This window comes from Streptomyces huiliensis (assembly GCF_020037025.1).
GTDB classification, from domain to species: domain Bacteria; phylum Actinomycetota; class Actinomycetes; order Streptomycetales; family Streptomycetaceae; genus Streptomyces; species Streptomyces huiliensis.
This window is the reverse complement of the sequence record NZ_JAIQLH010000143.1, coordinates 1-25,405: the sequence shown is the minus strand read 5'-3', so window position 1 is coordinate 25,405 and position 25,405 is coordinate 1. Positions and strand designations below refer to the sequence as shown.

Sequence of the window (25,405 nt, the reverse complement as noted above, 5' to 3'; positions counted from 1 at the left end):
GGAACCGCCTGACGGCCCGTCCTCGCACGGAACGGCGAACGGCCTGGTCTCTGATGAGGGACCGGGCCGTTCGTGTCGCTGTGGTCGTCGTGCCGTCCGCTAGCCGGCTTCCGCCGCTGCTGCCGCCGCTGCCGCCGTCTCCGTCTCGTGCGGGCGGCGGACGAGGAACGCCGCGAACGCGCCGGCGAGGAACAGGGCGAGGACGGAGACGGCCGTGCCGATCCACGTCGCGCCGAGCCACTGGCCCCCGAAGTACCCGAGGAACACGCTGTACAGCGCCCAGGACAGCCCGGCGAGGGCGGACCAGGGCAGGAACTCGCGGACCTTGCGGTGCATGACGCCCGCGCTCAGGCTGACCACGGAGCGCCCGGCGGGGGCGAAGCGGGCGACGACGACGAGCGCGCCGCCGCCGCGCAGCAGCGCGGTGCCGAGCCGTTCCTGGGCGGCCGTGAGGCGGCGCGAGCGGGCGATGGCCCGGTCGAAACGGTCACCGCCGCGCCAGGCGAGGCGGTACGCGACCAGGTCGCCCAGGACCGACGCCGTCGCGGCGCACATCACCAGGGCGAACATCTCGGGGAGGGCGGTGTGGCCGTGGGTGCCCACGGCGGAGCCGGCCGCCGCGGTGGCTGCGGTGATCACGAGCACCCCGCTCGGCAGCACGGGCAGAAAGACGTCGAGCAGTACCGAAAGCCCGACGATCGCGTATATCCATGGGGTGTCGGCCAACGCCCCCAGCTGATCCAGCACGTCCGATCTCCTGTTACGGTCCCCCGCCGCGATGTCGCAGGGGAGCGGCAGGAGCGGCCTTCACAACCGTACAGAGTACGCCTGAGGCTCCTGGGGCAAGGGAAGGGGGGCACGCGATGTAGTACGTATCACGTACGCATCACGTGCCCCCCGGCCGTCGTCACCGGACGGCGGGCCGGACCACCGCCGCGCCCGGAGCGTCAGCGGCGGGAGTACAGGCGGCTGAGGGCGAGCGGGCCCGGGCCGGTGAAGACGAGCAGCAGGAAGGCCCAGCAGAACATCACGGAGGCCTCGCCGCCGTTCTGGATCGGCCAGAAGGCCAGCTTCTGGTGCACGTCGAAGTAGGCGTACGCCATGGAACCGGAGGCGATCAGGGCCGCGCCGCGGGTACCGATGCCGAGCATCACCAGGACGCCGCAGACGAGCTGGATGACGGCCGCGTACCAGCCGGGCCAGGTGCCGGCGTCGATCGTGCCGCCCTTGGTACCGGCCGCGCCGCCGAGGATGCCGAAGAGCGAGGCCGCGCCGTGGCAGGCGAACAGCAGGCCGACGACGATGCGGAACAGCGAGAGGACGTACGGCCGGGCGGCGTCGAGGCGGGCCGCGAGCGGTGCGGAGCCGCGGGGGGACGCGGGGGCCGGGTGGGGGGCGGCCTGAGTGGGTGTGGGGGGCATGGGACTGCTCCTCGTGTCGGGGACGGATACGACGAGAGGTCCAAAGGTTAGGTACCCCTAACGATACTTGCAAGTTCAAGTTCTTCGTTTCGCTTCGAGCGCTTCGTCGTGCGCCGGGCGCTCCGGCGGCTTTCCGGTGTCTTTCCGGTGCTTTTCCGCATCCGGATCCGTCCGGTCGCACGGTCCCCCTGATGACAGCGTGCGACTTCCGGCGCGCCGCGGAAAGTGGAAAACAGGTGTACGGCTCGCGGGGCGACGGGTGGCACTCCCGTCCCGTACCCTGAGGGGAGCAGAAGGGGAGTAGCTCTTCGCCGGACCGTCGACATACTGCTGGGCCCCAGGCCCGGCCGGCGCCCGGAGGCCGACCCGTAAGGGTGCGGGCCAGCGAGACCTTCGGCCGCAGTGTCCACGACGCTGCCGTGCCGAAGCGACCCCTGAACCCCCTTGGATCCCCCAGGGCCCGGGGCGGGACCCTTCCGGTGCGGCAGCCCCACCGAAGAGGAATCCTGTGATCAGCCTCACCGTCACCGCCTTGGTCTTCGGCGTGATCTTCCTGGCCGAGCTGCCGGACAAGACCGCCCTGGCCTCGCTCATGCTCGGCACCCGCTACCGCGCCTCGTACGTCTTCGCGGGCGTCGCCGCCGCCTTCCTGGTGCACGTCGCCCTGGCGCTCGCCGCGGGCAGCCTGCTCACCCTTCTCCCGCACCGCCTGCTCCAGGCGATCGTCGGCGCGGCCTTCCTGATCGGAGCGGCCATGCTGCTGTTCCAGAAGGAGGACGACGACGAGGAGGTGCGGAAGCCCGCCGACCAGTCCTTCTGGAAGGTGTCCGGCGCCGGCTTCATGCTCATCCTGGCGGCCGAGTTCGGCGACCTCACCCAGATCATGACCGCCAACCTCGCGGCCCGCTACGACGACCCGCTCTCGGTCGGCCTCGGCGCCGTCCTGGGCCTGTGGGCCGTGGCGGCCCTGGGCATCGTGGGCGGCCGCACCCTGATGCGGTACGTGCCCCTGACGCTGATCACGCGTGTCGCGGCGTTGATCATGCTGGCGCTGGCCGGATTCAGCCTTTACGAGGCGGCGATGGGGTAGTCCCGGCGACGAGTCAGGCCCCCTGCCCCTCCTACGGCCGCCGCTCGGCGCTCCACCGGTTCGCTTCCCGCACCCGCCTGAGCAACTCCGCGCGGCGGGCGGCGGCGGAGCCGCCGCCGGGGGCCGGGCCGCCGCCGGGGCGTACGGCCGCCATGGCGCCCCGGCCGCGGGAGGTCGGCCCGAACGGCCCCGGCCGCTCCGGGAGTTCCAGCGCGAGCGCGAGCGCCGCGTAGTCGTCCACCCGGCGCGTCCCGCACGCACCGCACGTCCGCATGCCGTCCGCCGTCGTCCAGGCGGACGGCGGGTGGCCGCAGAACCGGTGCGGGGTACGCGGACCGCCCCGCGGGCCGATACTCTGAAGGCGCATCGAATCTCCTGCTTTATCCAGGGGTCAGATGTCGGCCTCGACGGAGCTCGTCCGGTGGTTCAGCACCGATGAGCGCATATTCCGTCGGGGCCTTTTCGTATGTCCGTTCCGGTGTTCCGTCGAGCGGCCCGCCGTGCGTCCGCGCCTGTTCCGCACGGCCGTGAAGTCCCGCCGCGCACAAGCCGATTGGCGACGCGCGGCGGTGAATTCCCCATGCCCGGCGGCAGTGTGACCGTGACGCTACTCGCAGTGTTTCTGTGAGTCAAGAATTCCTGCGGCTGTACCGCACCGCCGAGGCTCTGCGATTCTTGGTGCGACCCGAGGGGAGAACGCTTATGGCTGCGGGTTTCGGCCTTGTCGTCCGGTTCGCCTTGCGCGGCGCGGAGGCCGCGGACGCCTTCGACGCGCTGGTCTCGCGCACGGTCGAGGAGATCCGGCGGCACGAACCGGGAACCCTCGTGTACGCGACGCATCGCGTCCCGGACGAGCCCGACGCCCGCGTCTTCTACGAGCTGTACGCCGACCGCGCGGCCTTCGACGCACACGAACGGCAGCCGCACGTACGGCATTTCCTGGCGGAACGCGAGAAATACGTGCTCAGGACCGACGTCACGTTTCTGGAGCGCGTCGACGGAGGGGTGTGAACGGCCGGTGAGTGACGCCGAACGCGAAAGGGAGCGGCGGGCGTTCGGCGCCCGCGTCGCGGAACTGCGGGCCGCGCGCGGGCTGACGCAGAAGGAGCTCGCGACCCGCCTCGGCCGCACCACGAGCTGGCTCTCCCAGGTCGAGCGCGGGATCCAGCCCGTCAACCGGCTCGACGTGCTCAACCGGCTGGCGGACGGACTCGGCGTGCCGGTCGCCGAGTTGCGGCCGGACGCGCCGCCGACCGCGGAGCCCGCCGAACGGCCCGTAGGGGACGGTCACCTGAACCGCGCCAGGCTGCTGCTCTCGGGACACCCGGCGCTCGGGACGCTCCTGTCTCCGCCTTCGCCGGACGCGCCGCACGACGCCCCGCATGACGCCGCGCCGCTCGCCGGCCTCCGGGAGGACGTCGAGCACGTGTGGTCGCTGGCCCACGGAGACCGGTACGCCGAGCTCGGCGCGGCGCTGAACTCGCTGCTGCCCAGCCTCGAACGGCTGGCGCGCACGGCCGGGAAGCGTGAGCGGGCGATGGCGTACGGCCTCCTCGCCCGCACGTACCAGGCGCTCTCGGCGGCCTTCACCCGGCAGAACGAAGCGGACGCCGCCTGGGTGGCCGCCGACCGCTCCATCGCGGCGGCGGAACTGTCCGGGCGCGTCCTCGATGTCTTCGCCGGAACCTACCGGCTGGCCCACGCCTGCCTGCGGCTCCGGCGGTACGAGCAGGCGGAGCACGTCGCGCAAGCCGCGGTCGACGCGCTCGGCCGGCACCGCGACGAGGCGGCGGCCACTCCGGAGGAGCTGTCGCTGCTCGGCTCCTTCCACCTCGTGCTCGCCCTCCTCCACGCCCGGCGCGGCGACCGCACCGCCGCCCGCCGGGAGACCGAGCGCGCCCGGACCGTGGCACGCCGCGTCGGCGGCGACCGCAACGACTTCCACCTGGAGTTCGGCCCCACGAACGTGGAGATCCAGGCGGTGGCCGTCGCCGTGGAACTGGGCGACGCGGGCGAGGCGCTCGACACCGGGCTGCGGCTCGACGCCGGCGGCCTGTCCGTCGAGCGGCGGGCGCGGCTCGCCCTCGACATGGGGCGGGCGCATGCGCAGCTGCGGCGGGTCGACGAGGCGGTGCGGTGCTTTCTCGCCGCCGAGCGGCTGGCTCCGGAGATGGTGCGCGGGCACGAGGCGGCGCGGGGTGCGATCCGTGATCTTGCGCTGGTCGCGGGGCGGGGTGCGTCGGCCGCGCTGCGGGAGTTGGCTGAGCGGGTGGAGTCGCCCCGGTCCCACCCCTTCGCCGATTCCTGGGGGACCAGCCCCCAGACCCCCTGAAACCGCGCTCCGCGCGGTTGTCCTCAAACTCCCCCAGAGGGGGCGCCCCCAACGGGCTGATACAGCCGGTCCGGCGTTTGAGGACTGGGGGTGACCCCTCTGGGGGAGGGGCCGGGGCACTCTCCGCGCCCATGAGAGGAGCAGGAGCCGGCGAGACGCAGGTCACACGCGGTGCTGTCACAGCGCGGCGGGCTGTCCCGTCAAAGAGGTGACAGCACAACGGAGACGTGACACCAGGAGTTCACCATGAACGCGCGCCTGAACCTCCACGGCGACCCGCAGACCGCCGCGATCGTGAAGCACCTCGTCGCGGCGGGCAAAGTCGTGACCGACTCGGGGCTGCCGGCCGCGACGCAGGAGCTGGTGAAGATCCGTGCCAGCCAGATCAACGGCTGCGGCTTCTGCCTCGACATGCACACCAAGGAGGCGGCCCACGCGGGGGAGACCGCGACCCGGCTGCACATGATCGCGGCCTGGCGGGAGGCCACGGTCTTCACCGAGGCCGAGCGGGCCGCCCTGGAGCTGGCGGAGGAGGGCACCCGTATCGCCGACGCGGCCGGCGGGGTCCCGGACGAGGTCTGGGCCAACGCCGCCAAGCACTACGACGAGCGGCAGCTCGCCGCCCTGGTGTTCCTCATCGGCCTCATCAACGCCTTCAACCGCATGAACGTGATGGTGCAGATGCCCGCGGGCGGCTACCAGCCCGGTCAGTTCGCCTGACCTGACGGACGCGGCTGCCGGCGGGTGCCGGGGGTGCCTCAGCGGTCGCCGTCGTCGTCGGCGCCGTCGTCACCGTCGCCGGCGTCGTCGGCGTCGAGGTGGAGGACCAGGCCGCCGTCCGGCGCGGCCTCCACGCGGACCCCGGTGAGGTCCGGGACGAGGGCGTCGGGGGCGTGGGCCGCCGCGCGGGGGCCCACGCCGACGACCCGCATGCCGGCCGCGCGGCCGGCCGTGATGCCCGCGCCCGAGTCCTCGAACACGACGCACTCGTGCGGGGCGAAACCCAGCTCGGCGGCGGCCTTGAGGAAGCCCTCGGGGTCGGGCTTGCTGGCGCCGACGCTCTCGGCGGTGACGCGGACGGCGGGCATCGGCAGCCCGGCGGCGGCCATGCGGGCCTCGGCGAGGGGCCGGTCTGCGGAGGTGACGAGGGCGTGCGGGAGGCCGGCGAGGGCGCTCATGAAGGCGGGCGCGCCGGGGACGGGGACGACGCCGTCCATGTCGGCGGTCTCGGCCTCCAGCATGCGCCGGTTGTCCTCGTGGTTGAGTTCCATGGGCCGGTCGGGGAGCAGGACGGCCATGGTGGCCCAGCCCTGGCGGCCGTGGACCACCTTCAGCGCCTCGTCGGCGTCCAGCCCGTGCTCCTCGGCCCAACGGCGCCAGCAGCGCTCGACGACGGCGTCGGAGTTGACGATGGTGCCGTCCATGTCGAGGAGTACGGCCTTGATCGCGCCTATGGACGGGGACTCTGACCTGGGCATGCTGCACTCCTGCGGGGGGTGGGGCGGGCGGCGCCGGGCTCGCTCCCGGGCGAGCGGCTCCGTTTGTTCCTCCACGATACAAAACAAGGGAGGGTGCGCCAAGGGAGCGGCCCGCCGCGGGAGGCTTTCCGGCCTCACGCCAGGTTCTTCTCCAGCGCCGCCAGGTAGCGGCTCATCGAGTGGTCCCGGACGCCGTCGCTCGCCGGGGCGAACGCGTCGGCGGTCAGGCCCTTGGCCCGGTCGGTCAGCCCGCCGAAGAGCGACATGGACTCGCGGATCCGGCCGTCCGCGTCGATGTAGCGCAGGGCGTCGACGTGGGTGTACGCGGGCTCCGGGGGCAGCTGCGGGACGATGTCGTTGTTGTTGACGAAGCGGTGCATGCGCTTCTTGAAGCCCTTGTTGTACGCGTCGGCGAGCAGGCGGTCGCAGGTCCGCGGCTGGCCGAAGGTGCAGACGCCGTCCGCGCGCAGCCGGGGGTCCTCCAGGTACAGCCGGGCGCCGGCGAGCATGGCCAGGGCGCCGCCGAGGCTGTGGCCGGTCAGCCAGACCGTCTGGTCGGAGGTGCGGAACTCCGCGATCGTGTCCTTCACCGCGGGGAACACCGACTGCAGGGCCTCCCCGAACCCGTAGTGGACGTAGCCGGTCCTCGCCGGGCCCGGCCAGGGCGGGGTGGTGGCGTCCGAGAGCCAGTCGCGGATCTGCTTCGGTTCCGTGCCCCGGAAGGCGGTGATGATCATGTGGTCGTCGGCGACGGTGAACGCCTGGGTGTCCTGGAGCGGGAACGGCGGGGTGAACCGGGTGTGGTGGTGCCTGATCCGGTCGAAGCCCCACTTCCGGGCCTGCTCCTCGATGGTGGCCTCGTCCTTGTAGGCCAGGTCGGAGGCGCGGGCCAGCCAGTAGGCGTGGTTCAGGTCGCACTCGGTGGCGTGGCGGTCCAGGGTGGACGGTACGGGCATCGGGTTCCCTTCCGGGGGTCGGTCCGGCGCCGCGAACTGCGGTGCGGGTACGCGCCCTTGGCGGTGCGCGTGCTGCCTGTCGTATCCGGCCCCGCCGCCGGCGCGGGGGAGCCGTGCCCTGCCGTCACCTGAAAGCCGTACGGCGGACGGGCCGGGCGGTGGCCGGAAGTCGCCCCTTGGGGGTGCCCCTTACATGCTGACGAGCCGACCGCACCCCCGCCGATCGGTGGCCCTTACATCCTTCCTGCGGCTGACGAGCCGTCACCCGGTAGGGCTCCCAAGGGTCGTGCCGTCCTCCCCTCGGCCGATGCCCGGCCCTCAAGGGGTTCCTACCGTGACGGGCATGCCGAAGAATTCCGCACGCCGCCCCGCCCATCACCCCGCCCATCACCCCGAACACCACCCCGTTCGTTCCCGCCGCGGCCGGACGGGCGCCGTCGCCGCCGCGACCCTGCTCGCCGCGCTCGCCGCCACCCAGATACCCGCTGTCGCCGCCGCGGCCCCGGCCGCTCAGCCTGCTCAGGGCGCCGCCGCCGCGCCGGTCAAGGGCAGGGCCGCCGCCCCCGAGGTACCCGCCCCCACCGTCCGGCAGCCGATCGGGGAGAAGACCCTGCGCCTGGTCGACGAGGCCCGGACGGACCCCTGGAAGCCGTCCGCCGGGAAGCGCGAGCTGATGGTCTCGGTCTGGTACCCGGCGGCGTCCGGCCGCGGCACCACGGCGCCGTACGTCTCGCCGAAGCTCTCCGAGGCGCTGTACGGCAACACCAAGCTGAGCACCGTGCGCACCCACGGCGTCGTCGACGCCGCGCCGGCCTCCGGCGGGGCCCGGCCGCTCGTCGTGCTGTCGCCGGGCTTCGGGCAGAGCCGGGCGTCGCTCACCTCCGTCGCCGAGGAGCTGGCGAGCCGCGGCTACGTGGTGGCCGGTGTCGACCACACCTACGAGACCGCCGTGGAGTTCCCGGGCGGCCGCATCGAGCAGTGCGCCATCTGCGGCCCCGAGGAGCGCGACAACGGTGCGGTGGTCCGCAACCGCGCCAAGGACCTCCGCTTCGTCCTCGACCGGCTCGCCGCCGACACCCCGGTCGTCCCGGGCCTGCGGATCGACCGCGCCCGGATCGGCCTGGCCGGGCACTCCATCGGCGGCGCGAGCGCGGTGGAGGTGCTGGGGCAGGACGCCCGGGTGTCCGCCGCCGCCGACATGGACGGCGACTTCTTCACCGAGCCGCCCGCCGGCGGCGTCAAGAAGCCGGTGCTGCTGCTCGGCGCGGCCCGCGCCGGTGACCTCAACGGCCCCATGGACACCTGGAGCCCCGCCTGGAAGCAGATGACCGGCTGGAAGCGCTGGCTGGACGTGGCCAAGGGCGGCCACATGACCTTCACGGACATGCACTGGCTCGCCGACCAGGTGGGCCTGCCGGAGGGCGTGCCCCCGGAGGACGCGGCCGGCGCGTTCGGCACGCTGTCCAGCGGCCGTGCCAACGCGCTCACCCGGGCGTACCTCGTCGCCTTCTTCGACAAGCAGCTGCGCAACGCCCCCGGCAAGCTGCTCGACGGCCCCTCGGCCGATTTCCCGGAGGTCGCGTTCCTGAAGCAGGAGGAGGGCGGGGTTCCGGGCTCGGCTCACAAGGACCCGGCCTCGGCCCGTAAGAAGTAGCCCTTAGGGGGCACGGGAGAGAACAAGCGGTTCCGCCCGCCGGTCAGGGAGTGCGGGCGGAACCACTTTGTTTCTCAAAGATACAAAAAGTCCCGCCATTCGCGCCAACGCCCCAGGTCAGCGGGGGCGTGCGGGGCCGGCCGGGCGGCTGTGACGGCCCGGCTCGGCGGGCCCCGGGCGGCCATCCGGACGACGATGGGAAGGCGACGCGCCGGAACCGGTCCGCACCCCGGACCCCGTCCCCGAGGAGGCGCTGCCATGTCCCAGGAGACCCCGGGCACCCCGAAACCCCCGGGCACCCCGAGTACGCCGGTCACCTCGGGCGCCGCGACCGCCGCGGCCCCCGCCCCGGGCGAGGAGCACCCCGCCCGTACCGTCCGGCTCGCGATCGGGGCCCTGCTGCTGGGCATGCTGCTCGCGGCGCTCGACCAGACGATCGTGTCCACCGCCCTGCCCACCATCGTCAGCGAGCTCGGCGGCCTGGAGCACCTGTCGTGGGTGGTCACCGCCTACATGCTCGCCTCCACCGCGGCCACCCCGCTGTGGGGCAAGCTCGGCGACCAGTACGGCCGGAAGAAGCTCTTCCAGACCGCCATCGTGATCTTCCTGGTCGGCTCGGTGCTCTGCGGCATCGCGCAGAACATGCCGGAGCTGATCGCCTTCCGGGCCGTCCAGGGCCTGGGCGGCGGCGGCCTCATGGTGCTGTCCATGGCGATCGTCGGCGACATCGTCCCGCCCCGCGAACGCGGCCGCTACCAGGGCCTGTTCGGCGCGGTCTTCGGCGGGACGAGCGTGCTGGGCCCGCTGCTCGGCGGGCTGTTCGTCGACCACCTCAGCTGGCGCTGGGTGTTCTACATCAACGTCCCCGTGGGCATCGTCGCGCTCGCCGTCATCGCGGCCGTGCTGCACATCCCCGTCCGCCGCACCCCGCACCGCATCGACTACCTCGGCACCTTCCTCATCGCGGGCGTGGCCACCTGCCTGGTGCTGATGACCTCGCTGGGTGGCGTCAGCTACCCCTGGTCGTCCTGGCAGATCATCGGGCTCGGGGTGCTCGGGGTGCTCCTCCTGGTTCCGTTCGTCCTCGTCGAACGGCGGGCCGCCGAACCCGTACTGCCCCTAGGGCTGTTCCGGAACCACACCTTCACGCTCTGCTCGGTGATCGGCTTCGTCGTCGGCTTCGCGATGTTCGGCTCGATGACCTACCTGCCGACGTTCCTCCAGGTCGTGCACGGCGTCTCGCCGACGCTCTCCGGCGTCCACATGCTGCCCATGGTCGCGGGCATGCTGATCTCCTCCACCGCGTCCGGGCAGATCGTCAGCCGCACCGGCCGCTACAAGGTCTTCCCGATCGCCGGCACCGCCGTGATGTGCGTCGGCCTGCTGCTCCTGCACCAGTTCCAGCCGTCCACCAGCACCACCGCGATGAGCGTCTGCTTCTTCGTGTTCGGCTTCGGACTCGGCCTGGTGATGCAGGTGCTCGTCCTCATCGTGCAGAACTCCGTCGCCTACGAGAACCTCGGCGTCGCCACCTCCGGCGCCACCTTCTTCCGGTCGATCGGCGCGTCGTTCGGCGTCTCCGTGTTCGGCACGATCTTCAGCAACAAGCTCGCCCCGCGCATCACCGACGCCCTCGCCGGGGTCCCGCTGCCGCCCGGCGTCGGACCCGGCACGCTCACCGCCGACCCGCGCGCCGTCGACCGGCTGCCCGCCGCCGCCAAGGGCGGCGTCCTCGCCGCGTACTCGGACTCCATCACCGACGTCTTCCTCTACGCCGTCCCCGCCGGCATCGCCGCCTTCGTCCTCGCCTGGTTCCTGCGCGAGGAGCCGCTGCGCGCCGGCGTGACCGCCCCCGACCACAGCGAGGTCGTCTCCAGCAACCCCGTCGAACGCTCCTCGCACGACGAGGTGGCCCGGGCCCTGTCGGTGCTCGGCAGCCGCGAGGGTCAGAAGCGGGTCTACGAGCGCATCACCGCACGCGCCGGGCTCGACCTGCACCCCGCCGCGAGCTGGCTGCTGCTGCGCACCCGGCGGTACGGGTTCGCCGAGCCGGCCGCGCTCGCCGAACGCGTCGACGTCCCGCTGCGCGTCGTCACCGACGCCGTCCGCCAGCTCGAATCGCGCCATCTGGTGCGGCGCGAGGGGCTCCGGGTCTTCCTCACGGAGGTGGGCCGGGAGCAGGCCGAACTCCTCTTCCGGGCGCGGGAGGAGTCGCTCGCGGAGCTGCTCGGCGACTGGTGGACGCCGGACCGGCCCACGGACCTCGACGCGCTCGTCCACGAGCTCTGCGGCGAACTGTGCGGCTCGGACGCGGAGCAGCCGCACGACGGACACCGGCAGCACGCCCTGGCCGATCACCGGCATCCTTGACGGTCGGTGCCCCTGGCGGTTGGCGCCCCGGGTGGTCGGCGCCCGGGGGGTGCCCCCTAAGGGGGGCCGTCCCCTACGGGTGGGGGCGCTCCAGTTCCTTCCCCAGCCACACCTCGGCGTAAGGGCCACGCACATAGGGCTCGATGGGGGTGTAGCCGTGCCGGGCGTACAGCGTCCGGGCCTCGGTCAGGTCGCGGCGCGTCTCCAGCACCACCCGTTCCGCGCCCCAGCCGCGCGCCGCCTCCGCGACGGCCGCGAGCAGCGCGGCCCCCAGCCCCCGGCCGCGGTGCGCGGGCAGGACGTACATCCGCTTGAGCTCGGCGGTACGGGCGTCGAGCCGCCGCACTCCCGCGCAGGCCGCCGGTTCGTCCCCGCGGCGGGCCAGCAGGAAGACGCCGTCGGGCGGGGCGAGGTCGTCGCTCGGGTCCTCGGCGAGGTGCCGCTCGATCTCCTCGGGGGTGGTGGTACGGCCGTGGTGCAGCACATACCAGCGGTCCGCGACGTCGGTCAGGTACGCGCGGAGGAGGAGCGCGGCCTCGGGGGAGGCGACGGGGTGCGGGGCGACGGTGATGAGGGGGCTGTCGCGGACGGCGGTGGCACGGACGGCGGTGCCGGGGGTGGCACCTGGGGCGGTTCCTGGGGTGGTTCCCGGGGTGGTTCCCGGAGTGGGGCGCGTGGTCGTCATGGAGGGGAGGGTGACATCCGGGCTCGGGGCGGCGCTCGGGGTTTTCCGTGCGGGCGCGGCCGCCCCTCCCCCTAAGGGCCGGCCCCCGCCCGTACCCCGACAGGGCCACCACCCGGGCGTCGTAAGGGTGCACCCGTATGGGCGAGGCTCGCCCCGAGCCGAGCCCGGTGCGTGCCCGCGACGGCCCCCGGCCACCCCCGGCCGCGCGTCCCCGTCCCGCACGCGTCCCGCCCGCGACGCATTCCGGCCACGGGAGAAGGCTTTGAGGTGACCTGGGGGCGACCTGCGGTTGTTCGGCGGGACTCAGTAAGGTCTCAAAGAGCCGGACGAGGATGACGGAGCGGGGCGACCGGAGGAGCGGCAAGGCGTGGTGGAAGCAGAACGGAGCGGAACGGCCGGTCCGTCGCGGGCGGGTTCGCGGTCCGTCGTGGCCCTGGGGGCGGCCCTCTGGCTGATCGCCGGGTTCCTGGCCGTGCGTCAGGCGGCGGTGGTGCTGCGGCGGCCACCGGACCGCCGGTTCACCGACCTCGCCACGTGGATAGGAGAGCACGGCGTCCTGCGGACGCGCGGTGGCTTCTACGAGGACGACCGGTTCACCGGCACCCCGGTCGGCGGCCTGGTGCTCAGACCGCTGACCAACGCCGCCGAGCGCAGCCTCGGCATCGGCTGGACGCTCGCCACGCTGCTGCTCGTCGTCGCCCTCGCCCTGGTCGCCGCCCGCGCGCTCCCCGGGCCGCTCTCCCGCCGGACCACCCTCCTCGCCGCCCCCGTCGCGGTGAGCCTCACCGTGCTCTCCCTGCCGGTCCGCAGCACCTTCAGCCTCGGCCAGACCAGCATCATCCCCGTCCTGCTCGTCCTCCTGGCCTGCTGCCTGCCGCGGCTCGCCCAGGGTTCGGGCCGGGCGAGCGGCGTCCTCGTCGGCGTCGCGGCGGCCCTGCAGCCCGCCGTCCTCCTCTTCGCGCCGCTGCTGTGGCTGACCGGCCGCCGCCGCGCGGCCGTCACCGCCGGCGCGACGTTCGCCGCGGCCACCGCCCTGGCCTGGGCGGCGGCACCCGACGACTCCTGGACGTACTGGGTCCACCACATCGCCGGCGCCGGCCTCGGCGACCGGCCCGACGGCCTGACCAACCAGTCACTCCACGGCCTGCTGCTCCGCCTCCACCTGCGCGGCCCGCTGGAGATCGCGCTGTACGGGGTGCTGGCCGCCGCCGTCGCCGTGCTCGGCCTGCGCCGGGCCGCGCACTACGCCCGCGACGGGCAGCCGCTGCTCGCCACCGCCATGACCGGCTGCGTGGCGGTCGCCGTCTCGCCCACCGCCTGGCAGCACCAGCAGCTGTGGATCCTGCTGGCCATCGCCGGACGCGTCGGCAAGCGGCGCGCCGACCGGCTGATGTGGCCCGTCCTCGTCGTGCTGGTCATGACGCTGAACCACACGATCCTCGTCCCGGACAACCCCGTCCTCGTCCCGATCGGCGACAACGCGCCGCTGCTCGCCGCGCTCGCCGCCGCCTGCGCGGTGCCGTTCCTGACCCGCGCGTCGGCGCTGTGGGACCGGCCGGTGCCGACCCCGGTCGCCGAGCCGCAGCGCGGCCGGTTCGGGTGGGTGCCGCTGCTGCGCTTCTGGAAGCGGCCGCTCGACCGCCCCAACCTGCTGCTGGAGTTGATGCTGATACGGGTGGGGTACTTCGTCTACTCGTACATCCGGGGCAGCGCCCCCGAGGAGCGGGCCCTCGCCGAGTCGCACGGCCGGCAGATCATCGGTGCCGAGGAGTTCCTGCACATCGACTTCGAGCACGGCTTCAACCACTTCGTGGCGGGTGTCGGCTGGCTCAAGGACAGCATGAACTACTACTACGGCACCTTCCACTTCCTGGTGCCGCTGTCCCTGCTGGCCTTCTTGTACGTACGCCGCCCGGCCACCTACCGGTGGGCCCGCACGGCCCTCGCGCTGGCCACGCTGCTGGCGCTCGTCGGCTTCTGGGCATATCCGCTGGCGCCGCCGCGCCTGATGCCGGGCCGCGGCTTCGTCGACACGGCGAACGGCCCGCAGGACCTGTCCAACCCCGACTTCGGCGCGCTCACCGAACTGTCCAACCAGTACGCGGCGATGCCCTCGCTGCACATCGGCTGGTCGCTGTGGTGCGGTGTCATGATCGCCGTGGTGGCGCCGAAGGTGTGGATGAAGGCGCTGGGGATGGTCTACCCGATGCTGACCTTCCTGGTGATCATCGGCACGGCCAACCACTACGTCCTCGACGCGTGCGGCGGTGCGTTCGTCGTGGCCAGCGGGTTCGGCATCCAGTACGCGCTGACCGGCCCCGGCCGCACGGCGCTCGCCCGGATCCCCGCGGCCCGCAGCGGCAGCGACGCGCCGGAACCGGCACCGGCGGCGCGGGTCGGCTGACGCTCCGCCAAGGGGGGCGGGAGGCCGACGTCCGACGGCTCCCCGGGCAGGTCCATGTCCGACGGCTCCCGGGCAGGTCGACGTCCGACGGCCGCCAGCGGTCCGGTTCCGGCCGGGCGAGGCTGGCGGCATGACGACATCCGTGACGAACCCGCTCCCCGCCGACCCGTTCCCCGCCGACCCGTTCCCCGCCGACCCGTTCCCCACCGACCCCCTGTCCGTCCTCAAGGGCATGTACGAGGCCGAGTCCCGCTACCTCGCCGCGGGCGGGCCCGGCGCCGCCTCGTTCGACCTCCTCGCCCCCTACTTCGCGGACGACGTGGTGCTGCACCAGGCCGACTCCCTTCCGTACGGCGGGACCTGGCACCGGCACGACGGGATGGCCCGGTTCTTCCTGGCGATGAGCCTGGCCTGGGAGCGGTTCGACATCCTGGACCAGCGGTTCCTCGGCGTCGACGGCGACACGGTCGTCGTCCACAGCCGGATCCGCGCCCGGGCCCGGGCGACCGGGCGGGAGCTGGAGTTCCCGATCGTCCAGACGATCGAGGTGCGGGACGGGCGGATCGCCCGCGTCCGCCCGTTCTACTGGGACACCGCCGCGATCGCCGAGGCGTGCGCGGAGCCGGCCCCCGCCCGCCGACGGGGGCGCGGCGGGCGGGGGCACGGCGGGTCGGGGCAGGCCGGTTCGGGGTATGGGTCACTCGCCGACGAGGACGCGTGACGCCGGGTCGGTCACGTCCGTGACGTCGTAGACCGCGCTGAACGCGGACGTCTTGGCGGCCGTCGGGCAGCCGAAGCCGCCTTCGACCTTCACCGGCGCCGGGGCGCTGGTGAGCGTGAGCTGCGACGGGTTGTCGGCGTCGCCGTTGGTGAACACGGCCGGCAGGGTCGCCGGCCCGGTGGGCGCGGCCGTGACGGAGCAGGTCGCCAGGCCGCTCGTGGTGAGCTTGAAGCCGGCGGCCGGCATGCCCAGCGTGGCGACGATCGGGTCGCCGTTCTGCATCGAGACGGTCCAGGTACCGGAGGTCTCCACGGCGGCTCTCACGCCCGGCATGCTGGTCGTGCAACTGCTGAACGTGGGCGGGTTGATGTCGTTGGTGACCGGTCCCGACGCGTTGTGGTTGCCCGGGGCGTCGGGGATCCGGTTGTTGGCGCTGCCGGCCGCGGGCGCGGAGCCGGAGACCGTACACGTGACGGTGACGGAACCGGCCTTGAACGTCGCCTTGCCGTTGAGCGTCGCGGCGAAGGAGTGGCCGGCGGTGGTGACGGTGGTGGAGCCGGCTTCGGCGGCCGACGCCGTCCCGGCCGTGGCGGTTCCGGCGCCGGTGAGGGCGAGCGCGGCGGCCATCGACAAGCCGGCGCCGAGGGCGAGGAGGGTACGGGGGCGGGGTCGGGGGAGCGGTGCGGTCATTGCGGCTCCTTCGGTGGGAGGTGTGGTGCGTGGGGGACTTTGCGAAGGGGGACGCGTGGGGGTGCGGCGGGTGGGGCCGGAGTGTCCGACGCGGGCTCGTCGGGCCCGCCGCGCTCGTCGAGCCCGTCCTCCGGCTCCGCCGACGGCGGCGGTGGTGGCGGATGCGGCTGCCAGGCGAAGACCATGCTGCCGCCGATGACGCCGAGCAGGGTGCCCAGCAGAAACCCGCCGAGGTTGGAGAGCACCAGCGCGGCCGCGGCGCACATGACGGTGACGATCCCGGCGAACATCCGGTACGAGGGGGCGAACCAGGCGCTCAGCCCCATCATGACCATCACCAGCCCCATCAGGATCGACAGGATGCCGGTGATCCCCTGGACCAGCATGATCTTCAGCGGCCCCAGCGGAATGGCGCAGATCTCAACCCCCGCGAGGGTGCTGAGCAGCCCGCCCCAGAAGGGACGGCCCTTGCGCCACTTCCGCCAGGCCCGCCAGGGATGACGGCGTGCCTCGGTGCCGGGCGTCACGTGCACGTCAGAAGCACTCCGACTTGCCCGCGTGGAGTTTGAGGCTCAGTCCGGAGAGTTTGAACTTCGCGGCGGTGGTCGCGTACGCGACCTGCTTGACGTCCTTGATGGTGACCTTGTCGGCCTGCTGGGCGAACAGGTCCTGCATGCCCTGTGCCGTCACCGGGCCCTTGTCCAGCGTGGAGGCGTCGCGGCCGATCTCGATGTTGTCGAACTCGGCGTCGCCTTCGAGCTGGGTGACGTCCAGGACCAGGTCCTTGGCCTCCACTGGCTTGTTCGGGTCGTTGCCGGCCGAGATGTTCAGCGAGAAGGTCCCGACGATGGGGATGTGTGTCACCACGGACTGGCACAGCCCATTGATCTTCGCCTTCTTCAGGGCGGTCACGGCCACGGGGAAGGGGTGGTCCTCGCCGTTGCGCAGGTTGTAGTCCAGCCCGCCGTACTGCGCGAACCCCTCACCCGTCATGGTCTTCGCAGAGACCTTGAACTCCTGTCCCGACACTGCGAACGAGGCGGCCAGCGCGCCCTGCGCGAGCGCCACGGCCAGCGCGCCCGTGACCGCGAACCCGGGAACGGCCAGAACGGCGAATTTGCGCCATCTGACCCGGCCCGTCACCTGTCTTCCCTGAGTGTCCTTCATGCTGCGTCGTCCCCTCGGTGGGCGGTGCGACAGCGCTGCCGGAGTGCCTTGCGTGCCCGTGCCGGCCGCGATGCCCGCGTGGTGGCAGAGGTGCGAGGTGCGAAGTGCGTTGGTATGTGCTGGCGTACGTGCTGCGCGCGGTCCATGGAGGCCCCCGCCGCGCCAGGCGCGACACGACGGACGCGCGGGGGACGAACTCGCCGTCCCGCAAGGTGTACCCGAGAGTAAGTCCGCCGCCGGGCACTGACAAGGGGCCGGGTGCGGGCTGATTCCGGCTCGGGGTAAGGGCGTTGGGGCCGCTCCCTGTCCGGCAGCGCGCCCGGGTTCCACCGGAGCGGAATTGCGGTGGCGCCGGGCCGGAGGGGCTCCGCAGGATGGGTGTCGCCGCTGAGCGCGGCGCCAGGTGATCGAGCGCAGACGTCATGCCACGAAAGAGGTGAGTGAGTTGAGCTACCTGTTCGACGTCGGTGACACCACCGTCTGGATGCCGGACCTCAAGCTGGGTGCTCTCTACAGCGGCATGGCCGAAGCCGCCGGCGTGGCGCTGGGGCGCTCCACGGGGCTGATCGCCATCCCGGGGGAGTGGTACAAGATCGACGTTCCCGCCTTCGAGCTGTTCGTCAAAAGAATGCTGGCCTACCGCATAGCGCGCCAGGACGACCTCGTCCACCGGCTGCTGGACGGCGTACTGCCCATTTCCGTCGCCTTGTTGGAGCGCTGCGGTGTCTCTCTCGCGGGGCGATCGGAAGAGGAGCGGCGTTACCTCGCCGAAGTCGCCGGCATGAACGTGCGCCTTTGGGCGCCTTGAGGGCATGGCCGGGTGGGGAAGCCCGGCGGCGTGACGGTTCTTGGTGATCGGACAAGGGGTGGCGCGCCGCCCGGCGCGGAAACCCGGTTGGTGCGCGTCGGGCGGCCGCGTAGCCTCCCCGCGTGAACAGACGACGGCGGAAGAAGTCGGGCAAGTGGCTGGTCGCGGCGGTGATGTGTGAGGAGGCCGCGCGGGTTCGGGCGCTGTTGCGGGGTGGGGCGGATCCCGGGGCCGCCGACGGGGACGGGATGACGGCGTTGTACGCCGCCGCCGTCAACGGCCACACCGAGCTCGTCCGCCTCCTGCTGGAGGCCGGGGCCGCGCCCGATGCCGAGAGTGCGGGGGCCGGTTCCGAGGGGACGCCGCTGTGTGCCGCCGCCTGCTGGGGGCACGTCGGGACCGTGCGGCTGCTGCTCGCGCACGGCGCCGATCCGGGGCTGCGGGAGGAGGACGGCACGGGCTGGGCGCCGCTCGACTGGGCCCTGCACGGGGGCCATGAGGAGACCGTCCGGGTTCTGGTTGAGGCGGGGGTGACGGCACCGCCGGCTATGCCCGTTCCCGCCCCCGGCCCGCCGTCATCGTCAACGCCGCCACCGCCGTGACCGCGATCAGCCCCCCTCCCGCCGCGAAGGCGAGCCGGGCCGCCGCCGGGGTCGCGGACGGGGTGTCGTGGCGGGTGTGGAGGAAGAGCGTGCCGAGCAGGGCGACGCCGAGGGTGCCGCCCAGTTGCTGGACGGAGTTGAGCAGGCCGGCCGCCGAACCGGTCTCCTGGGGGCGGACGTTCGCGAGGGCGGCGGAGAAGTAGGGGACGGTGAAGGTGCCGAAGCCCAGTCCCATCACCGCGAAGGCGCCCAGGAGCGGCCACGGGTAGGCGGCGGGAGGGGCGAGGTGGTAGACGGCCGCCGCCGCCAGCGTGCCCGCCGCCGCCAACGCCAGTCCGGCGAACATCAGCCGCGGGCCGTACCGCGGCACCAGCCGCGCCCCGGCGAGCCAGGAGGACACCGCGAGGCCGACGGACCACGGGAGCACCGTGAGGCCGGCGGTGAGCGTCCCGGTGCCCGGGCCGAGCTGGAGGTGCAGGACCGCGACCATCATGAGCCCGGTCGTCACCGAGAAGAAGAGCGCCGAGGTCAGCAGCGCGGCCGGGAACGAGCGGCCGCGGAACAGGCCGGGCTCGACCAGCGGGCTCCGGCCGGCGCGGGCCCTGCGGCGCTGCTGGGCGCCGAAGGCGGTCAGGACGGCGAGTCCGGCGGCGAGGGAGGCCCAGGTCCGGGGGCGCGGCCCGGCCGCGTCCGCCTCGATGAGCGGGTGGACGACCAGTCCCGTGCCGAGCGCGGCCAGGACGGTTCCCAGGACGTCCGGACGCGGCGGGCGGGGCGCGCGGTCCTCGGGCAGCAGCCGGCTGCCCAGCAGCACGGCGACGGACGGCGGGACGTTGACCAGGAACACCGCGCGCCACGACGTGCCCAGCAGGTCGGCGTGAGTCAGCAGGCCGCCGAGGACGGGGCCGCAGACGGCGGCCAGGCCCATCACCGGGCCGATGGTGCCCAGGGCCCGGCCCGCCTCCGGGCCGCGGAACATCGCCCGGATCAGCCCGACGGTCTGCGGGATCACCGCCGCTGCCGCCGCGCCCTGCGCCGCCCGCGCGGCGATCAGCGCCCCGGCCGTGGGGGCCAGCGCGCACAGCACCGACGCGAGCGCGAAGCCCGCGACCCCGAGCCGGAAGACGCGCCGGCGGCCGACGGCGTCCGCGAGCCGGCCGCCGGTGATCAGCAGGACGGCGAAGGGGAGGGTGTACGCGGCGCTGAACCACTGCACCGTGCCGAGCGGGCCGCCCAGGCTCGCGTGGATGACGGGGGCGGCGACGTGGACGACCGTCGCGTCCAGGAGGTTCATCGCCTCGGCGGCCAGCAGGACGGCGAGGGCGGCCCGGCGGCGCGGGTGCCCGGGGGCGGTGCCGGGGCCGGTGGTACCGGGCGGGGCCGCTGTCGAGGGGGTGGTGAGGTCGGTCATCGGGGCTCCACGGCGATCGGGTGGGGCGGCAGGCGCCATCGGTCGGAAAACGAGCCTGCGTGGCCTGGCAGCCGTGCTTCCATGAAGCGGCCGGGATCCGTCGATTCCTGCCAACGAAGGGGCCGTGGTGAGAGAAACGACCGTCCTCGACGCGCTCGACCGGGCCGTCATCCACGCCCTGCACGTCGACGGGAGGGCGCCGTTCGCCCGGATCGCCGCCGTCGTCGGCGGGTCGCCGCAGACGGTCGCCCGGCGCTACCAGCGGCTGCGGACCCTCGTCGGGCTGCGCGTCGTGGGGCTGCCGGTCCCGGACCGGACGCGCAGGCAGCAGTGGCTGGTCCGGCTGACCGCGGTGCCGGGGGCGGCGCAGGGCATCGCCCGTGCGCTGGCCGCCCGGCCGGACACCTCGTTCGTGCACCTCGCGTCCGGCGGTACGGAGATCATCGCGGTGGTCTCGTCGGCGGCGGACCCGTCCGGGGCGGGGGACCCGCACCGGCTGCTGCTGCGGGACGTCCCGCGGACGGCCGGTGTCACGGCCGTCTCGGCGTACTGCGTGCTCCACACCTACTTCGGCGGGCCCACCGCCTGGCGCGGCCGGGCCGGGGCGCTGACCGGGGAGCAGGAGGAGGCCCTCCGCGCGGCCCTGCCCCCTTCCGGGGACGGGGACGGGGGCGAGCCCGTGACCCTGTCCGCCGGCGACCGCCGGCTGCCGGCGGCCCTCGCCGCGGACGGCCGGGCCGGGTACGCCGAGCTCGCCGCGGCCACCGGGTGGTCGGCGGCCACCGCCGCCCGGCGCGTCGCCGACCTCCGGGCCCGCGGCGCGCTCTTCCTCGACGTGGACATGGACGACGCGGCGCTGGGCGTCACGACGAGGGCGCTGCTGTGGATGTCCGTCCCGCCCGCCCGCCTCGACGAGGTGGCCAGGACCCTCGCCGGCCACGAGGAGGCGGCCTTCGTCGGGGCCACGACCGGGCCGACCAATCTCCTGGCCAACGTCCTGTGCCCGGACCCGGCGGCCCTGCACCGCTACCTCACGCGGCGGCTCGCCCTCGACGCGGTCGCCGGGCTGGAGAGCACGCCCGTGCTGCGCACGGTCAAGGGCGTCGGGACCGTACGGCCCTGGTGAGGGCGGGTGAGTACGGAAAACGGCGGTGGCCGCCCTCCCCGTACGGGAAGGGCGGCCACCGCCGTCAGCATGAGCCGCCGGTCAGTACGACTTGTGGGCCTGCCAGTAGGACCAGGCGCCGCAGGGGCTGCCGTAGCGGTCCTTCATGTAGTCCAGGCCCCACTTGATCTGGGTGGCGGGGTTGGTCTGCCAGTCGGCGCCGGCCGTGGCCATCTTCGACGCCGGGAGGGCCTGGACCAGGCCGTAGGCGCCGCTGGACGGGTTGGTGGCGGTGGGGTTCCAGCCGCTCTCATGCTCGACGATCTTGCTGAAGCACTGGAACTGGCCCTCATCCTTGATCATCTGCCGGGCGGTCTCCTGCGCGGCGGCCTGCGGCGCGGCGGTCGCGGCCTGGGCCGGACCGGAGGCGAACACGGCACCCGCGGCGGCCAGGGCCACGGCGGCACCGGCGCCGGCGGTCAGCTTGCGGGAGGCGAAGCGGCTGATGGTCGAGAACGTCACGGAGGGGAACCTTCCGTCGGGTGCAGGACAGCGCCGCCGGACCGTGCGGTCCCTGGCGGCTCAACCAACCTGCGGGACGGTTCCGGGGTGGCGCAACGACCGCTGATTACTAGGCCGGGGCGGAGACGGCCGGGAGCGTTCGCCGGCGGGGCGCGGGGAGTTGGAGCGGTCGCTACGAAAGAGGGTCGTTTGTGGGCCGGGTCACGTGGGGGCCCTCACGGGTTGGTAATACCCTCGACTTGTGAACATCTCTTACGCCATACGGCGTGCCGAGCCCTCGGACGCGCGCGCCCTCACCCGGCTGGTGCGCTCCTCCCGCGCGTACCGCGGCCGGTACGCGCCGATGGTCGAGCGGTACACGGTGGGCCCGGACTACATCGCAGCCCATGAGGTCCACGCCGCCGTGGCCGAGGACCCCTCCGTCGGCCGCGGCGGGCTGCTGGGCTTCTACGCGCTCCTCCTCGACCCGCGGGAGCTGGACCTGATGTTCGTGGCCGACGCGGCGCAGGGGCTCGGGGTGGGCCGGGCCCTCGTCACCCACATGAGGGAACGGGCCCGGGCCGCCGGTCTGACCTGGGTGCGCGTCGTCTCGCACCCGCCGGCCGAGGGCTTCTACCGGTCGGTGGGGGCCGTGCCGATGGGGACGCTGCCCGCGGCGCCGCCGGCGGTCGCGTGGGACCGGCCGGAACTGGTGTTCCCGCTGGGTCTGCCCGCGGCGGAGGCGGTGGCCGTGGCGGGGGCGGCGACGGCGTGAGGCCGCTGTCCCCTCGTTTTACGCGCGTTCCTCCCCCGTTTTACGCGCGTTCCTCCGCCGGGCCCTCGAACGCCGCCGGCCCCTCGAACGCCACCGGCGCCGCGAACGCCGCCCGGCGGGTCGCCCGGCGCAGCGCCTTGAGCACCGCCGGGCCCAGCAGCAGCGTGGCGGCCAGGGTGACCACCGCGCGCGGCAGGTCCCAGCCCAGGGACGTGGTGAGGCAGTACGCGGCGAAGCGGGCCAGGTTGTCGCCGAGCGGGTCGCCGGGGACGAAGGAGACGCCCGTGCCCAGGCCGGCGATGTAGGGCCAGCCCTGGAGGTTCATGACCGTGCCGTAGCCGACCGACGCCACCGCGCCGTACGCCGCCAGCATCAGCAGCTCGCGGCGGCCCCGCAGCCGGTCCGCGCCCGGCAGCAGGCCCGCGCCCATGGACACCCAGCCCATGGCCAGCATCTGGAACGGCATCCACGGCCCGACCCCGCCGGTCAGCAGCGCCGACGCGAACATCGACAGCGCCCCGAGGACGAACCCGAAGCCCGGGCCCAGTACCCGTCCCGCCAGCACCATCAGGAAGAACATCGGTTCGATCCCGGCCGTCCCCGCTCCCAACGGGCGCAGCGCCGCGCCCGCCGCCGCGAGGACGCCGAGCATGGCGACGGCCTTGGCGTCCAGGCCGGTGTCGGCGATGGTCGCCACGACGACGGCGAGGAGCAGCGGCAGCAGCGCCGCGAACAGCCAGGGGGCGTCGCGCGAGTGCGCCAGCCCGGACGACGGGGCCGCCAGCAGCGGCCAGCCGAACGCCATGACGCCCGCGACCGTCAGGAGCAGCAGCGCGGCGGCCGAGCGGCGGCCGATGCGGACGGCGCGTGCTTGTGCCGTCACGGGCGGCTGGGGTGCCGCCGTCACGAGGGCTCCCCTGGTGCGTCCGGTCCCTCAGGGGGCGCCCCTGGCGTGCCCGGCCCTGGCGTGCCCGGCCCCGTAGGGTCCGTCCCGGAGGGGGCCGATCCCGTAAGGGCCGCCCCCGCCGCCCCCGCCCCCAGCGCGTCCCGCACCTGCGCGACGGTGAGCCACGGCAGCGGCGCCAGCACCTTCGCCACCTGCGGCGCGAAGGCCGGGGAGGCGACGACGACGTCGGCCGTCGGTCCGTCGGCGACGATCTCGCCCTCCGCCAGGACGACGACGCGGTGGGCCAGCTCGGCGGCCAGTTCCACGTCGTGGGTGGCCAGGACGATCGCGTGGCCCTCGGCCGCCAGGCCGCGCAGGATCTCCACCAGGCGGGCCTTCGCCGCGTAGTCCAGGCCGCGCGTCGGCTCGTCGAGGAGCAGCAGCGGTGGCCGGGCGGCGAGGACGACGGCGAGGGCGAGTGCGAGCCGCTGGCCCTCGGACAGGTCGCGCGGGTGGGCGTCGTCGGGGACGCCGGGGAGCAGGCCGGAGACCAGGTCGCGGCAGGTGCCCGGCGCGGCGTCGGCGTCGCGGTCGGCGGCGGCGCACTCGGCCCCGACCGTGTCGGCGCAGAGCAGGTCGCGGGGTTCCTGCGGGACGAGGCCGACGTGCCGCAGCAGCTCGCGCGGGCCGGTGCGGTGCGGCGCGGCGCCGCCGACGGCGACCGTGCCGCGGGCCGGTTCGTGCATGCCGACGAGGGTGCGCAGGAGCGTGGACTTGCCGGCGCCGTTGCGGCCCATGAGGGCGATCGTCTCGCCCGGCCGGACGGTGAGGTCCACCCCGCGCAGGGCGTCGACCCGGCCGTGCCGGACGGCCAGGCCGGTCACCTCGGCGGCCGGGGTGCCGGGCGGGGGCCCGGCCGGGGCGGTGCGCCGGAAGCGGCGGAACAGCCCGCTTCGGGGCGCGGCCGCGACTGGTGGGATGGCTGAGGCGGACGCGGCCGGCGGCGGGACGTCCGCGAGGCGGGCGCGGAGCGGCGCGGCGGCGCGCCGGGCGTCGCGCACGGTCAGCGGCGGCGGCGACCAGCCGGCGAGCCGGCCGAGGGCGACGACGGGCGGGTGCACGGGGGAGACGGCCATCACCTCGCCTGGCGGGCCGGCGACGGGCGGCTCGCCCGGACCGGGCAGCAGCACCACCCGGTCCGCGTACTGCACCACCCGTTCCAGCCGGTGCTCGGCCAGCAGCACGGTGGTGCCCAGGTCGTGCACGAGCCGCTGGAGCACCGCGAGGACCTCCTCGGCGGCGGCCGGGTCGAGGGCGGACGTCGGCTCGTCCAGCACCAGCACCCGCGGGTGCGTCGTGAGCACCGAACCGATGGCCACGCGCTGCTGCTGCCCGCCGGAGAGGGTGCGCAGGGCGCGGTCCCGGAGGTCGGCCAGACCGAGCAGGTCGAGGGTCTCCTCGACGCGGCGGCGCATGGTGTCGGCGGGCAGCCCCAACGACTCCATGCCGTACGCCAGTTCCTCCTCGACCGTGTCGGTCACGAAGTGCGCGAGCGGGTCCTGCCCCACCGTGCCGACGACGTCCGCGAGTTCACGCGGCCGGTGGGTCCGGGTGTCGCGCCCGTCGACGGTGACGCGGCCGCGCAGCGTCCCCCCGGTGAAGTGCGGCACCAGCCCGCTCACCGCGCCCAGCAACGTCGACTTGCCGACCCCGGACGGCCCGACCAGCAGGCACAACTCCCCTTCGGGAACGGTCAGATCGAGATCCCGGAGGGTCGGGGCGGCGGCGTCGTGATACGTCACCGTCACCTGCTCGAAGCGGATCACCGGGTGCGGCTCCTTAGGGGTGCTGCGGTGGGTGCGTCGGGGGTGGGCGTGCCGTGGGGGCGTCCCCTGGGGGGCTCCGCGCCGGTGGTCGACCGGCCGGGGGCGCGGGACGGGTTCCCGTAAGGGGCGGGCCGGTCGCCGTCCAGGGCGGGCCGGTCGCCGTCCAGGGCGGGCCGGTCGCCGTCCGGTGTGGGCCGGTCGCCGTCCGGTGTGGGGCCGGCGTGGTCCGTAGGGGAGCCCTCCCCGTACGGTGCGGGACGGTTCGAGGCCGCCTGCGGTCGGCTCGGGGCGTGCGCGTGCCGGTCGGGGGTCGGTGCGTGGCGGTCCGGCTCCGGTGCGGGAAGCCCGGGGGTGGGCCCCGGCCGGCGGTCGGGGTCCGCAGGGCTCGGGGTCGACCGGCCGGGGGCGGGAGGCGGGGTTCCGCAGGTGCCGGGCCGGTCGCCGTCCGGTGCCGGGCGGTTCCGGCGCGGGGACGCGCCGCCGCGCCCGGCGGCCGTCGCTGCCGCGCCCCGGGCGGGGCGGC

Annotated in this window: 25 protein-coding genes; 12 read left to right on the top strand and 13 right to left on the bottom strand. The window is 74.2% G+C overall.

The genetic code is table 11. The features are described 5' to 3' along the window. Positions 1 to 99: 99 nt before the first annotated feature. A complete protein-coding gene (locus tag JNW98_RS22905; RefSeq protein ID WP_223770154.1) occupies positions 100 to 747 on the bottom strand; it encodes a DedA family protein in 648 nt (215 codons plus the stop codon). A 200-nt stretch (positions 748 to 947) separates the two neighbouring features. Continuing rightward, positions 948 to 1,421, bottom strand: coding sequence for a DoxX family protein (locus tag JNW98_RS22900; RefSeq protein ID WP_223770153.1), 474 nt, complete (start codon positions 1,419 to 1,421; stop codon positions 948 to 950). Positions 1,422 to 1,929: 508 nt separating this feature from the next. Here JNW98_RS22900 and JNW98_RS22895 point away from each other — a divergent pair. Then, entirely contained in the window at positions 1,930 to 2,511 is a 582-nt protein-coding gene (locus JNW98_RS22895; RefSeq protein ID WP_223770152.1) for a TMEM165/GDT1 family protein, read from the top strand. Between the two features lie 31 nt (positions 2,512 to 2,542). Here the strand turns inward: JNW98_RS22895 and JNW98_RS22890 are convergent, their stop codons facing one another. Next, a complete protein-coding gene (locus JNW98_RS22890; protein WP_223770151.1) occupies positions 2,543 to 2,878 on the bottom strand; it encodes a DUF6255 family natural product biosynthesis protein in 336 nt (111 codons plus the stop codon). Between the two features lie 335 nt (positions 2,879 to 3,213). Here JNW98_RS22890 and JNW98_RS22885 point away from each other — a divergent pair, with 335 nt between their 5' ends. The 3 genes from JNW98_RS22885 (at position 3,214) to JNW98_RS22875 (ending at position 5,563) form a co-directional block, all read left to right on the top strand. Next, the gene (locus JNW98_RS22885; RefSeq protein ID WP_223770150.1) at positions 3,214 to 3,522 is read left to right on the top strand and encodes a putative quinol monooxygenase; all 309 of its coding nucleotides are present in this window, start codon (positions 3,214 to 3,216) and stop codon (positions 3,520 to 3,522) included. A gap of 7 nt (positions 3,523 to 3,529) precedes the next feature. Continuing rightward, positions 3,530 to 4,843, top strand: a complete 1,314-nt coding sequence (locus tag JNW98_RS22880; protein WP_223770149.1) for a helix-turn-helix domain-containing protein — start codon at positions 3,530 to 3,532, stop codon at positions 4,841 to 4,843. 246 nt (positions 4,844 to 5,089) lie between these two features. After that, complete coding sequence (locus tag JNW98_RS22875; RefSeq protein ID WP_223770148.1) at positions 5,090 to 5,563, top strand: carboxymuconolactone decarboxylase family protein; 474 nt, start codon at positions 5,090 to 5,092, stop codon at positions 5,561 to 5,563. 38 nt (positions 5,564 to 5,601) lie between these two features. Here JNW98_RS22875 and JNW98_RS22870 read toward each other — a convergent pair whose 3' ends face one another. Further along, positions 5,602 to 6,321: an HAD-IA family hydrolase gene (locus tag JNW98_RS22870; RefSeq protein WP_223770147.1), complete on the bottom strand. Its 720-nt coding sequence runs from the start codon at positions 6,319 to 6,321 to the stop codon at positions 5,602 to 5,604. Positions 6,322 to 6,455: 134 nt separating this feature from the next. Beyond that, the gene (locus JNW98_RS22865) at positions 6,456 to 7,277 is read right to left on the bottom strand and encodes a lipase family protein (RefSeq protein ID WP_223770146.1); all 822 of its coding nucleotides are present in this window, start codon (positions 7,275 to 7,277) and stop codon (positions 6,456 to 6,458) included. A gap of 343 nt (positions 7,278 to 7,620) precedes the next feature. Between JNW98_RS22865 and JNW98_RS22860 the strand changes: the two genes are divergently transcribed. Then, complete coding sequence (locus tag JNW98_RS22860) at positions 7,621 to 8,931, top strand: alpha/beta hydrolase family protein (RefSeq protein ID WP_223770145.1); 1,311 nt, start codon at positions 7,621 to 7,623, stop codon at positions 8,929 to 8,931. Between the two features lie 258 nt (positions 8,932 to 9,189). Beyond that, positions 9,190 to 11,301 carry an MFS transporter gene (locus JNW98_RS22855; RefSeq protein WP_223770144.1) on the top strand — a complete coding sequence of 704 codons (2,112 nt, stop codon included), beginning with the start codon at positions 9,190 to 9,192 and terminating at the stop codon, positions 11,299 to 11,301. A 73-nt stretch (positions 11,302 to 11,374) separates the two neighbouring features. Here JNW98_RS22855 and JNW98_RS22850 read toward each other — a convergent pair whose 3' ends face one another. Further along, complete coding sequence (locus JNW98_RS22850) at positions 11,375 to 11,986, bottom strand: GNAT family N-acetyltransferase (protein WP_223770143.1); 612 nt, start codon at positions 11,984 to 11,986, stop codon at positions 11,375 to 11,377. 367 nt (positions 11,987 to 12,353) lie between these two features. Here JNW98_RS22850 and JNW98_RS22845 point away from each other — a divergent pair, with 367 nt between their 5' ends. Together JNW98_RS22845 and JNW98_RS22840 are read left to right on the top strand one after the other, a co-directional pair. Continuing rightward, positions 12,354 to 14,390: a bifunctional glycosyltransferase 87/phosphatase PAP2 family protein gene (locus JNW98_RS22845; RefSeq protein WP_223770142.1), complete on the top strand. Its 2,037-nt coding sequence runs from the start codon at positions 12,354 to 12,356 to the stop codon at positions 14,388 to 14,390. Positions 14,391 to 14,520: 130 nt separating this feature from the next. Continuing rightward, the gene (locus JNW98_RS22840) at positions 14,521 to 15,111 is read left to right on the top strand and encodes a nuclear transport factor 2 family protein (protein ID WP_308015652.1); all 591 of its coding nucleotides are present in this window, start codon (positions 14,521 to 14,523) and stop codon (positions 15,109 to 15,111) included. On the opposite strand, the gene JNW98_RS22835 is transcribed toward JNW98_RS22840, so the two are convergent. The 3 genes from JNW98_RS22835 to JNW98_RS22825 are packed head-to-tail and all read right to left on the bottom strand — an operon-like array spanning position 15,088 to position 16,968. Further along, a complete protein-coding gene (locus JNW98_RS22835; protein ID WP_223770141.1) occupies positions 15,088 to 15,801 on the bottom strand; it encodes a hypothetical protein in 714 nt (237 codons plus the stop codon). The genes JNW98_RS22840 and JNW98_RS22835 overlap by 24 nt on opposite strands. Then, entirely contained in the window at positions 15,798 to 16,334 is a 537-nt protein-coding gene (locus JNW98_RS22830; RefSeq protein ID WP_223770140.1) for a DUF6114 domain-containing protein, read from the bottom strand. The genes JNW98_RS22835 and JNW98_RS22830 overlap by 4 nt, the downstream gene beginning before the upstream one ends. Position 16,335: 1 nt before the next feature. Then, positions 16,336 to 16,968, bottom strand: a complete 633-nt coding sequence (locus tag JNW98_RS22825; protein WP_223770139.1) for a DUF6230 family protein — start codon at positions 16,966 to 16,968, stop codon at positions 16,336 to 16,338. A 445-nt stretch (positions 16,969 to 17,413) separates the two neighbouring features. Between JNW98_RS22825 and JNW98_RS22820 the strand changes: the two genes are divergently transcribed. Both JNW98_RS22820 and JNW98_RS22815 read left to right on the top strand, forming a co-directional pair. Beyond that, the gene (locus JNW98_RS22820) at positions 17,414 to 17,776 is read left to right on the top strand and encodes a DUF6086 family protein (RefSeq protein ID WP_223770138.1); all 363 of its coding nucleotides are present in this window, start codon (positions 17,414 to 17,416) and stop codon (positions 17,774 to 17,776) included. A gap of 122 nt (positions 17,777 to 17,898) precedes the next feature. Continuing rightward, positions 17,899 to 18,378, top strand: coding sequence for an ankyrin repeat domain-containing protein (locus JNW98_RS22815; protein ID WP_223770137.1), 480 nt, complete (start codon positions 17,899 to 17,901; stop codon positions 18,376 to 18,378). Here JNW98_RS22815 and JNW98_RS22810 read toward each other — a convergent pair. Next, positions 18,323 to 19,789, bottom strand: a complete 1,467-nt coding sequence (locus JNW98_RS22810; protein WP_223770136.1) for an MFS transporter — start codon at positions 19,787 to 19,789, stop codon at positions 18,323 to 18,325. The genes JNW98_RS22815 and JNW98_RS22810 overlap by 56 nt on opposite strands. 127 nt (positions 19,790 to 19,916) lie before the next feature. Between JNW98_RS22810 and JNW98_RS22805 the strand changes: the two genes are divergently transcribed. Continuing rightward, positions 19,917 to 20,915 (top strand): Lrp/AsnC family transcriptional regulator, encoded by a 999-nt coding sequence (locus tag JNW98_RS22805; RefSeq protein ID WP_223770135.1) that lies wholly within the window; start codon positions 19,917 to 19,919, stop codon positions 20,913 to 20,915. Between the two features lie 81 nt (positions 20,916 to 20,996). Here JNW98_RS22805 and JNW98_RS22800 read toward each other — a convergent pair whose 3' ends face one another. Beyond that, on the bottom strand, positions 20,997 to 21,416 hold the full coding sequence (locus tag JNW98_RS22800; protein ID WP_223770134.1) for an aggregation-promoting factor C-terminal-like domain-containing protein: 420 nt from the start codon (positions 21,414 to 21,416) through the stop codon (positions 20,997 to 20,999). A gap of 241 nt (positions 21,417 to 21,657) precedes the next feature. On the opposite strand from JNW98_RS22800, the gene JNW98_RS22795 reads away from it, so the two are divergent. Further along, positions 21,658 to 22,170, top strand: coding sequence for a GNAT family N-acetyltransferase (locus JNW98_RS22795; RefSeq protein WP_223770133.1), 513 nt, complete (start codon positions 21,658 to 21,660; stop codon positions 22,168 to 22,170). Between the two features lie 40 nt (positions 22,171 to 22,210). On the opposite strand, the gene JNW98_RS22790 is transcribed toward JNW98_RS22795, so the two are convergent. Next, entirely contained in the window at positions 22,211 to 23,077 is an 867-nt protein-coding gene (locus JNW98_RS22790) for an ECF transporter S component (protein WP_223770132.1), read from the bottom strand. Next, positions 23,074 to 24,882, bottom strand: coding sequence for an ABC transporter ATP-binding protein (locus tag JNW98_RS22785; protein ID WP_223770168.1), 1,809 nt, complete (start codon positions 24,880 to 24,882; stop codon positions 23,074 to 23,076). Before JNW98_RS22785 ends, JNW98_RS22790 begins: the two co-directional genes overlap by 4 nt. Between the last annotated feature and the right edge of the window lie 523 nt (positions 24,883 to 25,405).